Here is a 12,874-nt window from a genome sequence, read left to right on the forward strand (position 1 = left end):
CGGGGAGGGGGCAAGCAATTAGCAGGCGCCGGTTCGGGATTGACCCCCTCGCCGTTGCGCCGGTCCGCGGCCTGTGCCCTTCAATAGAATTTCTTCTGCTGGCCAAGCTGCGCGATGATCTGTTCCATCCGGCGCGCGCGGGTTTCGGGCTTCTTCGCGGAATGCAGCCGGTGGTAGATCGCGAAAAGGTTCGCCCGGTTGAGCGTGGCGTAGAAAGCTCTGGCCTCTGGGTTTTCGTCCAGCTTGGCCAGGAAATCGGTCGGAATCTCCATGTCGCGCGAACCGGCATAGGCCGCATCCCAGCGGCCATCGACCTTCGCGGCCTCAACCTGTGCAAGACCGGGGGGCATCATCAACCCGTCGCGGATCAACTGATCTGCATGGGTGCAATTGCGCTGTGACCAATTGGATCGGGGGCGGCGCGGGGTCAGGCGCTGAAAGTAGGACGCCTCGTCGCACCGTTGCTTGATGCCGTCGATCCAGCCCCAGGCAATCGACTCGATCACGCAGTCATCCCAGGTCACGGATTGCGTGCCCGACCCTTTCTTGAAGATGCGCACCCAAAGCTGTTGATGCGTTTCGTGGTGCGCGGTGAACCAGCTCCGCAACTCCTGCCGCGTCGGAAACGCGACAGGATCGGTGGGGATCAGGGCCAACCGCTCAGCTCTCGCTTAGCGCGACCTTCATGCCCGTAACCTGATAGATCACCTCGCCATCGGCCTCGACGATACCGTCGGCGACGCCCATGGTCAGGCGGCGGGTCTGCACGGCCTTGGTGAAATCGACCTTGTAGGTCAGCATCTTGCGGTCCGGGCGGACCATGCCGGTCAGCTTGACCTCGCCCACACCCAGCGCATAGCCGCGGCCCTGCCAACCGCGCCAGCCAAGGTTGAAGCCGGTCAGCTGCCACAGCCCGTCAAGGCCAAGGCACCCCGGCATGATCGGGTTGCCGGGAAAGTGGCAGTCGAAGAACCACAGGTCGGGGGTAATGTCGAATTCTGCCACCACATGGCCCTTGCCGTGCAGGCCGCCATCACCCGAGATGTCGGTGATGCGGTCCATCATCAGCATCGGCGGGGCCGGAAGCTGCGCGTTGCCGGGGCCGAACAATTCGCCGCGGGCGCATTTCAGCAGGTCATCCTTGTCGAAACTTGTGGGGTATTGGGCCATGCCGGGCGTATCCATTCCTCTGATCCGTTTCAGCCCGTCTATCACCGGGGACCGAAGCAGGGCAAGCGCGGCGCGCGGGACGTCTGCCCTTGTCGGGCCCGTTTTCATTTGAATTCCCGGGGCAAAGCGACATATGTTGATGATCGGATATAGACACGGGGCCGGTATGCGGGAACTCGACACCCAGATGGAAACGCGCGGCGGCGATTGGCTTGCCGGGGTCGGGCTGCGGCCGACCCGCCAGCGGGTCACGCTTGCGGCGCTTCTGGTAGGCGACGGACAGGACCGGCATGTGACCGCCGAATGGCTGTTCGATGCCGCGCGCGAGGCGGGCGAGAAAGTGTCGCTGGCCACGGTTTACAACACCCTGCGGGCCTTTTGCGAAGCCGGGCTGATGCGCGAGATTACCGTGGACGGATCGAAAAGCTATTTCGATACCAATACCTCGAACCACCCGCACTTCTATTGGGAAGACAGCGCGGCCCTGACCGACGCGCCCAGCGAACAGCTTGAAATTCGCCGGCTGCCCAAGGCCCCCGATGGGGCAGAGATTGCCGCGGTGGACGTGGTGATCCGGCTGCGGCGCAGCTGATCTGTAGCGGTGGGTCAAGACCCACCTTACTTTGCCCCACCGATGTAAGGTGGGTTTTAACCCACCATTAACCATGCTGCGGCAGGCTGGCGCCATGTCCTGCTATTGCCGCCTTTTCGTGCCCGGGGGCACATGGTTCTTCACCGTCCGTCTTGCCGACCGGCAGTCTGACCTGCTGTTGCGCGAGGTTGGGTTGTTGCGCGATTGCGTGGCGACCGCAAAGGCCCGCTGGCCTTTCGACATCGACGCGGCGGTGATCCTCCCGGACCATCTGCACATGATCTGGACCCTGCCCGAAGGGGACGCGGATTTCCCGAAGCGCTGGCGGTTGATCAAATCCACCTTTTCGCGCCACCAGCCGCCGCCGGGATTGCCGCGCGACAGCCAACTGCGCAAGGGCGAGAAAGGGATCTGGCAGCGCCGGTTCTGGGAGCATCTGATCCGCGACGCCTCGGACCTCGAGGCGCATCGCAGACTGATCCACGAGGCGCGGGTGCGCGCGGGCTTGGTGCCGCGCCCCGATGCCTGGCCCTACTCCTCGGTCCATCGTGACAGCCGGTTCGGCGGTGCCCAGCCGCCGATCGGGCCGGGATTTGCCGGGCAGGGTGGGTCAAGACCCACCTTACGGGCCGCGGTGTCCAGACGGGCGTAAGGTGGGTTTCAACCCACCATCCCTAGAACCACCGTCCCTAGAACCACTGTCCTGGCTCCATTAGCCCCAGATCCAAAAGCTGCTGCGAATGCCATGTGAACGTGGCGGAGTTATGCCAGCGGAATGTCTGGATGTCATAGGTCGATCCGGGGTTCCGCTTCAGCGCCTTGGCCGTCCGGAAGGAACAGACCGCCGCCGTCAGGTTATGGTGCCAGGGACAGGCGTAGGTATTGTATTCCTCGTCGTTGAACGTGTGGTTGGGCAGGATGCGCAGCCCCGGCTTGGACCGGAACAGTGACACCCTGTCGATCCGCCGCCGCGGGGCCGGGATATGTTCCTCGAACCGCCAGCGCAGACCACCGAAGAAATCCAACTGCCGTTCTTTCGGGTGATTGTGGTTTGCGGGGTCAGGCCGGGCCAGCGCGTAGTAGCCCGATTTGTCCAGATAGGCATCGTCAAGACAGACTGCGGAAGGGTTGCTGTCGAGATCCCCGGCATAGAGGTCGACCACATAGGTCAGAACCGTATCCCGCCGCTCTTCGGTGTTGAAGGCAAGCATCTCTGCGATGTTGCGATGTTCGCAAAACGGGTGAAACAGGTATTCGGCGTTGTAGCTGTAGTAGAGCCACGTTCCCCTCGGTGCCGCTTCGATGCAACCGTTGATCACGGCCTCCATCGCGCCCTCTGCGGAGAGATCGTGATCGACCCGCACCACCAGTTCCTCCATCCCCTTCGGGAAGGGGATGTCCGGCGATCCGAAGGCGATCACTTTCTTGAAGCCCGCGTCGATATTGTGGCGCAGGGTCGATGCAATCTCGACCCCGTCTTCGATCAGCAACAGCGCGACCGGCCCCTTCGCCAACGCGACCTTGCCCAATCGCAGAAAGGAGGTGAGGCTCGAATAATGCTCTGCCATGTTTACCCTTCCGAATGGACCCGCCCGACACTGCCGCAAGTTCCGTTAAAACCGGGTGCATTGCAAGACTGGGGCGCCCGCGCTAGGTAGGCGCGATCCAAGCCACGCCTGCCAATGCGGAACCTGCCCGATGTCCGATCCCAAGACCGACGCGCCAAAGAAGCTGTTCATCAAGACCTACGGGTGCCAGATGAACGTCTACGACAGCGAACGCATGGCCGAGGCGCTGGGCGGCAAGGGCTATGTTGAAACGGCGACGCCGGAAGATGCGGACATGATCCTGCTGAACACCTGCCACATCCGGGAAAAGGCCGCCGAAAAGGTCTATTCCGAACTGGGCCGGTTGAAGCCGCTGAAAGATGCAAAGCCGGAGCTGAAGATCGGTGTCGCGGGCTGCGTCGCGCAGGCCGAGGGCGAAGAGATCATGCTGCGTCAGCCGATGGTCGATCTTGTGGTTGGCCCGCAGTCCTATCACCGGCTTCCCGCCCTGGAAGAGGCGGCGGGAAAGGGGGCAAAGGTCCTCGACACGGAATTTCCCGAGGAAGACAAATTCGAAACCCTGAAATCCCGCCCCAAAGCCAAGCGCGGCCCGACCGCCTTTCTGACGGTGCAGGAAGGTTGCGATAAATTCTGTTCCTTCTGCGTGGTCCCCTATACCCGTGGGGCCGAGGTCAGCCGCCCGGCGGACCGGATCCTGCGCGAGGCGCGCGAACTGGTCGAGGCGGGGGTGCGCGAGATTACACTGCTGGGCCAAAACGTGAATGCCTATCACGGGCATGAAAAGGGTCTGGCCGGGCTGATCTGGGCGCTGTCGGATATCGACGGGCTGGACCGCATCCGGTTCACCACCTCGCACCCCAACGACATGGACGACGCGCTGATCGAGGCGCACGGCACCTGCGACAAGCTGATGCCCTACCTGCATCTGCCGGTGCAGTCCGGGTCGGACCGGATTCTCAAGGCGATGAACCGCAAACACACCGCCGAAAGCTATCTGAAGCTGATCGAACGCATCCGGGCCGCCCGTCCCGATCTACACCTGTCGGGGGATTTCATCGTCGGCTTCCCGGGTGAGACGGATGCGGATTTCGACGACACGCTGGCGATCGTGCGCGACGCGGGCTATGGCACCGCGTTCTCGTTCAAATATTCGGCCCGCCCCGGAACCCCCGCGGCCGAAAAGGTGACCAAGATGGTCGACCCCGAGGTCGCCTCGGATCGGCTGGCCCGGTTGCAGGCGCTGATCACCCAACAGCAGCGCGCGCTTCAGGACAGCATGGTCGGGCGCGAGGTGTCTGTCCTGTTCGAAAAGGAAGGCCGCCTGCCGGGCCAGATGGTTGGAAAATCAGAATATCTGCACGCCGTCCACGCGCTTGCCCCGGCGGACCTGCGGGGACAGATTGCGCGGGTCAGAATCAAAGACAGCGGGCCGAACTCGCTTGCTGGGGAACTGATCGGCCAGAGCTGAGGCCAGCGGGCCATCTGAGAACCCGTCTGGATTTCGCACGGGGACACGGAACAATCGCCGCAATTCGGCGGCACTGTTCTGCAATCGAATACAATATATACCCTTTTGAGCTTCCCATATCCCCCAAATTTGGTAAGATTATGACGGGAGTTGAAGTGCGCGGCTTGAGCAATCCGGTCGCGCTGGAAGCGTAAAGGGCATTTCTGTGGCAAGCGAAATCAAGAAAACCGCACGTATGACCTTCGGAGCAATCACAGCGGCTGCGCTGGGTCTGGCCTTGGTCGCGGGTGCGGCAACAGCGCAGGACAGCCGGGTTGTTCAGGGTGAACGGTATATTCCGGGGATCTGGATCGATCCGGATGGGTGTGAGCATTGGGTGATGGATGACGGGGCCGAGGGCTATATGTCGCCACACCGGACCCGCGATGGCCGCCCGGTCTGCCACCGGTCCGAGATTTGCGGCGTGATCCCGACGGACCAGCTGTTCGCGACGGACCGCCACAACATCAACGCAGCGAACCGGCAGCGCCTGACGCAGTTCTTCCAGCAGTCGATGGCGAATGGCACCTTTGCCTTCTTGATCTACGGCCACACCGACAGCCGCGCTTCGGATGAATACAACATGCGCCTGTCCGCGAACCGGGCCAACGCGGTTGCACAGGTTGCGGCAGGCGCCGGGGCCCGCGTCGCGGATGTGCGCGGCTTTGGCGAACGCAGCCCGCGCGCGCCGAACGACACCCCCGAAGGCGGAATGGCTCAGAACCGCCGCGTCGAAATCTACTGCCTGAAGTGAGGATGAGTGAGATGAACCTAGTAAAGAGCATCGCAATCCTTGCAGCGGCCGGATCCCTGTCCGCCTGTGTCGGCGCCGAGGGCTTTGAAGGCGGTGGCCTGACGGCCCATGGCACCGTGCCCGCCGACAAGTCGATCGACCGCGGGATCAATGCCCACGACCTGTCCACGCTGATCGCAGGTATCTGGGTCGACCCGAATGGGTGTGACCACTGGATCATCGACGATGGTGTCGAAGGATACCTGTCCGAGCGTCTGACGCCGGATGGTCTTCCGGTCTGTTCGGGCGTGGCCCCGCCGGAAACCGCAACCGGGCCGTTCAAGGACGGCACGCCGATCCCAGACTTCCTGTGATCGCGCAGCGGACATCACGAATGCCAGAAGGGCCGCAGCATCTGCTGCGGCCTTTTTCGTCGCAAAGTTGTGACCTGCGCGCGTCATGCCTTGCGCATGGCAAGCCGAATTGCCACCATCGACCCAAGCCCGCCTAAGAGGAGTCGCGATTTTTGGCCACGAGCATCCTGCCCCCGCTTGAAACCAACCCGGAACTTGCCGAAACCCATTTGGAGTTCCCCGATAATTTCCTGCTGATCGACCTGTGTGGCGAATACGACAGGAACCTGGCCAAGATCGAAAACGACCTGCAAGTGCAGATCCTGCGCCGCGGCAATCACCTTGCCATCGTCGGAGAGGAAGCCCCCCGCAAGGCTGCCAGCGACGTGCTTCAGGCCCTTTATGGTCGGCTGGAATCCGGGCGCAGCGTAGAACTGGCCGATGTGGATCGCGAGTTGCGCATGGGGTCGTCCGAAGCCGATACCGGCACGCTTGCGGGCGACCAGATGGAGATGTTCGGCAAAGGCCCGGTCGAGATCAAGACCCGCCGCAAGCTGGTGGAGCCGCGCACCGATGCGCAGAAGGCCTATGTCCGCAACCTGTTCAATCACGAGATGGCCTTTGGCATCGGCCCGGCCGGGACGGGCAAGACCTATCTGGCCGTCGCCGTGGGCGTGAACCTGTTCATCGAAGGCAAGGTCGACCGGATCATCCTGTCCCGCCCCGCGGTCGAGGCCGGGGAAAAGCTCGGCTATTTGCCCGGTGACATGAAGGACAAGGTCGATCCCTTCATGCAGCCGCTGTACGACGCGTTGAACGACTTCCTTCCGGGCAAGCAGACCGCCAAGCTGATCGAGGAAAAGCGCATTGAAATTGCGCCCTTGGCCTTCATGCGGGGTCGGACCCTGGCGAATGCCTTTGTCGTGCTGGACGAGGCGCAGAACGCCACCACCATGCAGATGAAGATGTTCCTGACCCGGCTTGGCGAAGGCAGCCGCATGGTCATCACCGGCGACCGCAGTCAGGTGGACCTGCCCCGGGGCCAGACATCGGGCCTTGCCGATGCAGAACGGCTTCTGAAGGGGATCGACAAGATCAGCTTCAATTATTTCACGGCCAAGGACGTGGTCCGCCACCCGCTGGTCGCCGCGATCATCGAAGCCTACGACAGGGCGGACAACGGCGGCGTGTTGTGACTGCCGACATCAGTATCGACATCGCCGATCCCCGCTGGGCTGATGTTGGATTCGACGATCTTGTTGCTACCGCGACCGAGGCGGTTCTGGATCACCTTGGCCTGAGCGACGACTGCGAGTTGTCGGTTCTGGCCTGTGACGATGCCCGGATCGCCGGGTTGAATACCGAATTCCGGGGCAAAGCGGTTCCGACCAACGTGCTGTCCTGGCCGGCCGAGGAACGTGGCGCCGATGCCCCCGGCGCCCGGCCGGACCTGCCCGAGCCCGATATGTTCGGCACGGTTGAACTGGGCGATATTGCGATTTCCTATGATACTTGCGCCCGCGAAGCCGCCGAGGCGGGCAAGCCACTGGCCGATCACACCACGCATCTTGTCGTTCACGGGGTGTTACATCTTCTGGGCTACGATCACATCCGTGACCCGGATGCCACCCTTATGGAAGGTTTAGAGGTGGAGATACTTGGCAAACTGGGGGTCCCGGACCCATATTACCGGGAAGACTGAAGGCGCCGGGCAGATCCGCGCGCCATGGATACAGGAGAAGATGGGCGATACCGCAGACGGGTCCTCTAGCGCAGCGCATGGCGCGCAACCGGACCAGACAGAGACGACCGAGGCCCAGAGTAATCAGGGCAAGGGCTTCTTCAGCCGCATTTTCGATGCCTTGACCCCGGTCGAGGACGACAGCGATCCGCACAACGAGACACAGTCCCGCGCCCCCGCGAACGGCAGCCCCGTTCCGGGAATGCTGAACCTGCGCCGTATGCGGGTCGAGGATGTGGCGATCCCCAAGGCGGAAATCGTGGCCGTTTCGGTGACCATTTCGAAGGATGAACTGGTCGAGGTCTTCCGCGAAAGCGGGCTGACCCGGATCCCGGTCTATGAAGGAACGCTCGACACCCCGATCGGGATTGCCAACCTGAAGGACTTCGCGCTGCGTTACGGGTTCAACGGCGACACCTCTGAATTCGACATGCGCGCGATGCTGCGCCCGCTTCTCTACGTGCCCCCGTCCATGCCCATCGGCATCCTGCTGCAAAAAATGCAGGCCGAGCGGATCCACATGGCCCTTGTGATCGACGAATACGGCGGCACCGACGGTCTGCTGACCATCGAAGACCTGATCGAACAGGTCGTGGGCGAGATCGAAGACGAACATGACGTGGACGAAGCCGAAAGTTTCTCTTGCGAGAAACCGGGCGTCTACATGGCGCAGGCCCGCACCCCGCTGGAGGAGTTCGAGGCCGAGATCGGGATGCCGCTGACCGAGCATGAAGAGATCGACGGTGAAGAGGTCGACACGCTTGGCGGCCTTGTCTTCATGCTATCCGGCCATGTCCCCGCGCGGGGCGAGGTGATCCGCCATCCATCCGGCCCGGAATTCGAAGTGGTCGAGGCCGACCCCCGCCGGATCAAGCGGTTGCGAGTCCGCCTGCCACATGCTGCCGAATAGCGGCTGGCGCAGGCTGGCCGCATTTGCTGTCCTTGGCGCGGTCGCGGCATTGGGGCAGGCCCCGTGGGGGCTGTGGTGGCTGACCCTGCCGGCGCTGGCTGCCGCAGTGGTCTGGATGCGCCCCACGGGACGGGGCGCGGCCTGGGACGGTTGGGCGCTGGGCACCGGATATTTCGGGACCGCGCTGCATTGGATCGTTTTCCCCTTCTTCGTTGAACCCGACATCCACGGCTGGATGGCCCCTTTTGCCGTGGTGTTCATGGCGGCGGGGCTGGCCCTGTTCTGGGCGCTGGCCTGCGGGATCACAGCCCGGTTCCGGCTGGGCCGGGCCGGGGTCCTCGTGCTGCTGGCCGGGGCCGAGGTCTGCCGCGCCTATATTTTCACCGGCTTTCCCTGGGCGAATATCGGGCACATCTGGATTGAGACGCCTCTGGCCCAACTGGCCGCCATTGCCGGGCCGCATGGGCTGATCCTGTTGACCACGCTGCTGGTCTGGGGGCTGACCGCGCTTTGGGATGGCAGGCGGGTCATAGGTGGTGCAGTCGTCCTAAGCGGGGCTGTTGCCGCATTTGCCCTATCGCCCGGCGCCGCGCCCGCGCCGGACGCGGGTGCGCCCGTGGTGCGGCTGGTACAACCCAACGCACCACAGGACGAAAAATGGGACCCGGACCGGGTGCCGGTCTTCTACAACCGCCTGATCACCGCAACGGCGCAGGGGCAGCCGCCCGCGCTGGTCGTCTGGCCGGAAACCGCGATCCCCTACCTGATGGAATATGCCGACCCGATCTTTGACGAAGTGGGCGAGGCGGCCCGCGGTGCCCCCGTCATCCTTGGCCTGAACCGGCGCGACCAAAGCCGGTACTACAACGCCCTTGCGGTGCTGGGGTTGGGGGGCGAGGTCCGGTCGATCTATGACAAGCGCCACCTTGTGCCCTTCGGCGAATACATCCCCTTCGGAGAGGTGATCGGACGGTTCGGGTTGCGCGGACTGGCCGCGTCGGAAGGGGGCGGGTTCTCAAAAGGCCAGGGGGTGCCGCGTATTCTGCTGCCGGGATTGGGGCAGGCAGTTCCGCTGATCTGCTACGAAGGAATTTTCGCCGAAGAAGTTCGTGCGGCAGTTATCGCGGGCGACCGGCCCCGTCTGTTGGTGCTGATCACCAATGACGCGTGGTTTGGCCCCGGCACTGGCCCGCGACAGCATCTGGCACAGGCCCGGCTGCGCGCCATCGAAACGGGCCTCCCGATGGTCCGGGTCGCTAATACCGGCGTCTCGGCGATGATCGACGGGCGCGGGCGGATCACCGAAAGCCTGCCGATGAACACGGACGGCTGGACAGATGCCCCTTTGCCCGCCGATCTTGGCCCCACGCCCTATCTGCGCTGGGGCGACATCCCGGCGCTGTTGTTGCTAATTCTCGCCATTTCCGGGGTCATTTTGGGGCGGCGTCGCTTTTCGATTGACCCTGTTCAAGCCGATCAATAGCCCTAACTTCCGAACAATATCCCCCGTCACAACGGCTTCCTGGCGTGGCGGGAAAAACCCAATGGAGCATCCCCATGACCCGCGCGAACTACATCTTCACCTCGGAATCCGTGTCCGAGGGGCACCCGGACAAGGTCTGTGACCGGATTTCCGATGCCGTCCTTGACGCCTTCATCGCGGAAGAACCCGAAGCGCGGGTCGCCTGCGAAGCCTTCGCCACCACCAACCGGGTTGTAATCGGCGGAGAGGTTGGGCTGTCCGATCAGGCGAAGCTGTCCGAATATATGGGCCGGATCGACCAGATCGCGCGCGACTGCATCCGCGACATCGGCTATGAGCAGGACAAATTCCACTGGCAGACCGTCGAAGTGACGAACCTGCTGCACGAACAATCCGCCCATATTGCCCAAGGCGTCGACGCGGCCGACAACAAGGACGAAGGCGCGGGCGATCAGGGGATCATGTTTGGCTTTGCCACCAACGAAACGCCCGATCTGATGCCCGCCCCGATCCAGTATTCCCACGCGATCCTGCGGCGGCTGGCCGAGGTGCGCAAGAACGGGACCGAACCGACCCTTGGCCCCGACGCCAAATCGCAGCTGTCCGTTCGCTATGAACATGGCAAACCGGTCGGCGTGGCCTCGATCGTTCTGTCCACCCAGCACCTTGATGCATCCATGACCTCGGATGATGTGCGCAATGTGGTCGAACCCTACATTCGCGAAGTTCTGCCCGAAGGCTGGATCAGCGCCGAGACCATCTGGCACGTGAACCCCACCGGCAAATTCGTGATCGGCGGCCCCGATGGGGACGCGGGCCTGACCGGGCGCAAGATCATCGTCGATACCTACGGCGGCGCGGCCCCCCATGGCGGCGGCGCGTTTTCCGGCAAGGACCCGACCAAGGTGGACCGGTCTGCCGCCTATGCCGCCCGCTATCTTGCCAAGAACGTTGTCGCCGCGGGCATGGCCGACAAATGCACGATTCAGCTGTCCTATGCCATCGGTGTGGCCCGGCCCCTGTCGATCTATGCCGACACGCATGGCACCGGCGAGGTCGATCCGGCGGCCATCGAACGCGCGATCGACCAATGCATGGACCTGACCCCGCGCGGCATCCGCACCCATCTGGGCCTGAACCGCCCGATCTACCAGCGCACCGCCGCCTATGGTCACTTTGGCCGCAAACCCGAGGCCGATGGCGGCTTCAGCTGGGAACGGACCGATCTGGCCGACGCGCTGAAGCGGGCGGTCTGATCCGGCGATCCTGCGGGTGTTCCCGGCCGATGAGTGGTCGGGTCCGGCAGCCATTGGGCCAATCGCCAGATTGGCCACGCGCCGACCGCCCCAATTGGCGGCGCGATCAGCGCCACCCGCGGTCGGCAGGAGCAAAGCGGCACCTTATCGTGCCAATTGGATAACAAGAGGTGCCGACATGCCCCATGCAGAGCTGAAATATTCGGCTGACCTGAACATCGACGCCCCCGCGGTCTTGCGGGGGATCGAACAGCTGATCCTGCGCCATGATGGCGGGGCGGGTGCCTGCAAGGGCCGGGCCTACCCGGCGGCAGCGTTTCACCACACCCATTGCCTGCTGACCCTGTCAATGCTGACCAAGCCGCACCGCGATCACGCCTTTACCCAAGCCCTGCTGGCCGACCTGCGGGCCGAACTCGGCCGCCATCTGAACCAGCGCTGCGCCCTGTCTGTCGGGATCCAGTATTCCGACGATGCCTATTGGACCGGAGAGCACATTCCCGACGCCTGATCGTTGCGCTGTCACCGGGACGGGCTAGACTGGCCTGATCTGGGGAAAGGACCGGCGATGATTGAAGGGAAATGCCATTGCGGCGCCGTACAGTGGCGTTTTGACCGCACGCCAGAGGATGCGACTGTCTGCAACTGCACTGTCTGCCGTCGCTACGGGGTCATTTGGGCCTATGATTGGGAAGGCGAGGCGATACATACCTCGGGCCCGACCCATCATTACCGTCGGGCCGACAGCGGCGATATCGAGTTCCACTTCTGCCCGACATGCGGCTGTGTAAGCTGGTGGCGTGGCCACGAACCGAACAAGGACGGGCGGACCCGGATTGCTGTCAACCTGAGATTGGCAGAACCGGAAGTGGTTGCCCATATTCCCGTGGATCGATTCGATGGGCTGGTAACGTTCGACGACACCCCGCGCGACGGGCGCTGCGTTGCCGATTTCTGGGCCTGATGCGGGGGCCGCGCAAACGGCCCCCTCAGGACAGGTCAGGCTGCTGCGGCCTTGCGCTGATCCAGCGACAGGGTGCCTGCGCCAAGGGCCACGATCATCAGCATCCCGCCCGCGATCGCCACGTTCTTCATGAACATGATCATCTCGGTCTGGGCGGCCATGCCCTCCATGCCGAACGAGGGCACAAGATGGAACAGGAAGCCGGACAGCAGGCTGAAGCCCGCCAGAAGGAAGGCGATGATGCGGGTCTGCCAGCCGATCAGCAGGGCGATGCCGCCGCCAAGTTCGGTCAGGATCACCAGCGGCAGAAGCGCGCCGGGAACGCCCATCATTTCCATGTATTGGGCGGTTCCGGAGTAGCCGGTGATCTTCTGGGCACCGGCCATGATGAAGATGAAGGCAAGGAAAACGCGGCCCAGCGGGGCGGCATATTGGGTGGAGTTCATATCGAGGGTTCCTATCGGGGTTGCTGTTGACATGACTTGCCTTGATCTGCGGGCGCCGCACAATTCGGATGATTTGAACATCTTGTGTGGGGTGGCGCACAGTTCCGCCCCTCTTGTGTAAGGTGGGTCTTGACCCACCCGCCGTGATCGG

At 63.3% G+C, this 12,874-nt stretch carries 16 protein-coding genes and 1 riboswitch; of the genes, 12 read left to right on the plus strand and 4 right to left on the minus strand.

All coding sequences use genetic code 11. The annotated features are described in order from the left end of the window. Positions 1-80: 80 nt before the first annotated feature. Together EU803_RS11430 and fabA are read right to left on the minus strand one after the other, a co-directional pair. A complete protein-coding gene (locus EU803_RS11430) occupies positions 81-656 on the minus strand; it encodes a YdeI/OmpD-associated family protein (protein ID WP_207209193.1) in 576 nt (191 codons plus the stop codon). Positions 657-660: 4 nt separating this feature from the next. Further along, positions 661-1,170, minus strand: coding sequence for a bifunctional 3-hydroxydecanoyl-ACP dehydratase/trans-2-decenoyl-ACP isomerase (fabA, locus tag EU803_RS11435; RefSeq protein WP_129683707.1), 510 nt, complete (start codon positions 1,168-1,170; stop codon positions 661-663). Between the two features lie 166 nt (positions 1,171-1,336). On the opposite strand from fabA, the gene irrA reads away from it, so the two are divergent. Continuing rightward, positions 1,337-1,762, plus strand: a complete 426-nt coding sequence (gene irrA / locus EU803_RS11440) for an iron response transcriptional regulator IrrA (protein ID WP_129682920.1) — start codon at positions 1,337-1,339, stop codon at positions 1,760-1,762. A gap of 73 nt (positions 1,763-1,835) precedes the next feature. Further along, positions 1,836-2,414, plus strand: coding sequence for a transposase (locus EU803_RS11445; protein WP_207209194.1), 579 nt, complete (start codon positions 1,836-1,838; stop codon positions 2,412-2,414). A gap of 37 nt (positions 2,415-2,451) precedes the next feature. Here the strand turns inward: EU803_RS11445 and EU803_RS11450 are convergent, their stop codons facing one another. After that, positions 2,452-3,330, minus strand: a complete 879-nt coding sequence (locus tag EU803_RS11450) for a hypothetical protein (RefSeq protein ID WP_129682922.1) — start codon at positions 3,328-3,330, stop codon at positions 2,452-2,454. 130 nt (positions 3,331-3,460) lie between these two features. Between EU803_RS11450 and miaB the strand changes: the two genes are divergently transcribed. The 10 genes from miaB (at position 3,461) to EU803_RS11500 (ending at position 12,277) form a co-directional block, all read left to right on the plus strand. After that, positions 3,461-4,798 carry a tRNA (N6-isopentenyl adenosine(37)-C2)-methylthiotransferase MiaB gene (gene miaB / locus EU803_RS11455; protein ID WP_129682924.1) on the plus strand — a complete coding sequence of 446 codons (1,338 nt, stop codon included), beginning with the start codon at positions 3,461-3,463 and terminating at the stop codon, positions 4,796-4,798. 235 nt (positions 4,799-5,033) lie between these two features. Next, positions 5,034-5,591, plus strand: coding sequence for an OmpA family protein (locus EU803_RS11460; protein WP_129682926.1), 558 nt, complete (start codon positions 5,034-5,036; stop codon positions 5,589-5,591). Positions 5,592-5,602: 11 nt separating this feature from the next. Beyond that, on the plus strand, positions 5,603-5,944 hold the full coding sequence (locus tag EU803_RS11465; protein WP_129682928.1) for a hypothetical protein: 342 nt from the start codon (positions 5,603-5,605) through the stop codon (positions 5,942-5,944). A 152-nt stretch (positions 5,945-6,096) separates the two neighbouring features. After that, a complete protein-coding gene (locus tag EU803_RS11470; protein WP_129682930.1) occupies positions 6,097-7,119 on the plus strand; it encodes a PhoH family protein in 1,023 nt (340 codons plus the stop codon). Next, positions 7,116-7,625 (plus strand): rRNA maturation RNase YbeY, encoded by a 510-nt coding sequence (gene ybeY / locus EU803_RS11475; RefSeq protein ID WP_129682932.1) that lies wholly within the window; start codon positions 7,116-7,118, stop codon positions 7,623-7,625. The genes EU803_RS11470 and ybeY overlap by 4 nt, the downstream gene beginning before the upstream one ends. A gap of 40 nt (positions 7,626-7,665) precedes the next feature. Continuing rightward, positions 7,666-8,574: a hemolysin family protein gene (locus tag EU803_RS11480; protein WP_129682933.1), complete on the plus strand. Its 909-nt coding sequence runs from the start codon at positions 7,666-7,668 to the stop codon at positions 8,572-8,574. After that, complete coding sequence (gene lnt / locus EU803_RS11485) at positions 8,561-10,057, plus strand: apolipoprotein N-acyltransferase (protein WP_129682935.1); 1,497 nt, start codon at positions 8,561-8,563, stop codon at positions 10,055-10,057. Before EU803_RS11480 ends, lnt begins: the two co-directional genes overlap by 14 nt. A 20-nt stretch (positions 10,058-10,077) precedes the next feature. Further along, a riboswitch (SAM-SAH riboswitch) is annotated at positions 10,078-10,126 on the plus strand. A 5-nt stretch (positions 10,127-10,131) separates the two neighbouring features. Then, complete coding sequence (gene metK / locus EU803_RS11490) at positions 10,132-11,313, plus strand: methionine adenosyltransferase (RefSeq protein ID WP_129682937.1); 1,182 nt, start codon at positions 10,132-10,134, stop codon at positions 11,311-11,313. A 178-nt stretch (positions 11,314-11,491) separates the two neighbouring features. Next, positions 11,492-11,824 (plus strand): hypothetical protein, encoded by a 333-nt coding sequence (locus EU803_RS11495; protein ID WP_129682938.1) that lies wholly within the window; start codon positions 11,492-11,494, stop codon positions 11,822-11,824. Between the two features lie 57 nt (positions 11,825-11,881). Further along, positions 11,882-12,277 (plus strand): GFA family protein, encoded by a 396-nt coding sequence (locus tag EU803_RS11500; protein WP_129682940.1) that lies wholly within the window; start codon positions 11,882-11,884, stop codon positions 12,275-12,277. Positions 12,278-12,312: 35 nt separating this feature from the next. Here the strand turns inward: EU803_RS11500 and EU803_RS11505 are convergent, their stop codons facing one another. Beyond that, complete coding sequence (locus EU803_RS11505; protein WP_129682941.1) at positions 12,313-12,723, minus strand: DoxX family protein; 411 nt, start codon at positions 12,721-12,723, stop codon at positions 12,313-12,315. Between the last annotated feature and the right edge of the window lie 151 nt (positions 12,724-12,874).

This window comes from Loktanella sp. IMCC34160, from assembly GCF_004145845.1.
Taxonomy (GTDB): Bacteria; Pseudomonadota; Alphaproteobacteria; order Rhodobacterales; family Rhodobacteraceae; genus SELP01.

What these genes read in the sequence shown, in the direction of transcription:
- fabA (WP_129683707.1), bottom strand. Translation starts at nt 1,170, where the DNA reads ATGGCCCAATACCCCACAAGTTTCGACAAGGATGACCTGCTGAAATGC.
- irrA (WP_129682920.1), top strand. Translation starts at nt 1,337, where the DNA reads ATGCGGGAACTCGACACCCAGATGGAAACGCGCGGCGGCGATTGGCTT.
- EU803_RS11445 (WP_207209194.1), top strand. Translation starts at nt 1,836, where the DNA reads ATGCTGCGGCAGGCTGGCGCCATGTCCTGCTATTGCCGCCTTTTCGTG.
- EU803_RS11450 (WP_129682922.1), bottom strand. Translation starts at nt 3,330, where the DNA reads ATGGCAGAGCATTATTCGAGCCTCACCTCCTTTCTGCGATTGGGCAAG.
- miaB (WP_129682924.1), top strand. Translation starts at nt 3,461, where the DNA reads ATGTCCGATCCCAAGACCGACGCGCCAAAGAAGCTGTTCATCAAGACC.
- EU803_RS11460 (WP_129682926.1), top strand. Translation starts at nt 5,034, where the DNA reads ATGACCTTCGGAGCAATCACAGCGGCTGCGCTGGGTCTGGCCTTGGTC.
- EU803_RS11465 (WP_129682928.1), top strand. Translation starts at nt 5,603, where the DNA reads ATGAACCTAGTAAAGAGCATCGCAATCCTTGCAGCGGCCGGATCCCTG.
- EU803_RS11480 (WP_129682933.1), top strand. Translation starts at nt 7,666, where the DNA reads ATGGGCGATACCGCAGACGGGTCCTCTAGCGCAGCGCATGGCGCGCAA.
- lnt (WP_129682935.1), top strand. Translation starts at nt 8,561, where the DNA reads ATGCTGCCGAATAGCGGCTGGCGCAGGCTGGCCGCATTTGCTGTCCTT.
- metK (WP_129682937.1), top strand. Translation starts at nt 10,132, where the DNA reads ATGACCCGCGCGAACTACATCTTCACCTCGGAATCCGTGTCCGAGGGG.
- EU803_RS11495 (WP_129682938.1), top strand. Translation starts at nt 11,492, where the DNA reads ATGCCCCATGCAGAGCTGAAATATTCGGCTGACCTGAACATCGACGCC.
- EU803_RS11500 (WP_129682940.1), top strand. Translation starts at nt 11,882, where the DNA reads ATGATTGAAGGGAAATGCCATTGCGGCGCCGTACAGTGGCGTTTTGAC.
- EU803_RS11505 (WP_129682941.1), bottom strand. Translation starts at nt 12,723, where the DNA reads ATGAACTCCACCCAATATGCCGCCCCGCTGGGCCGCGTTTTCCTTGCC.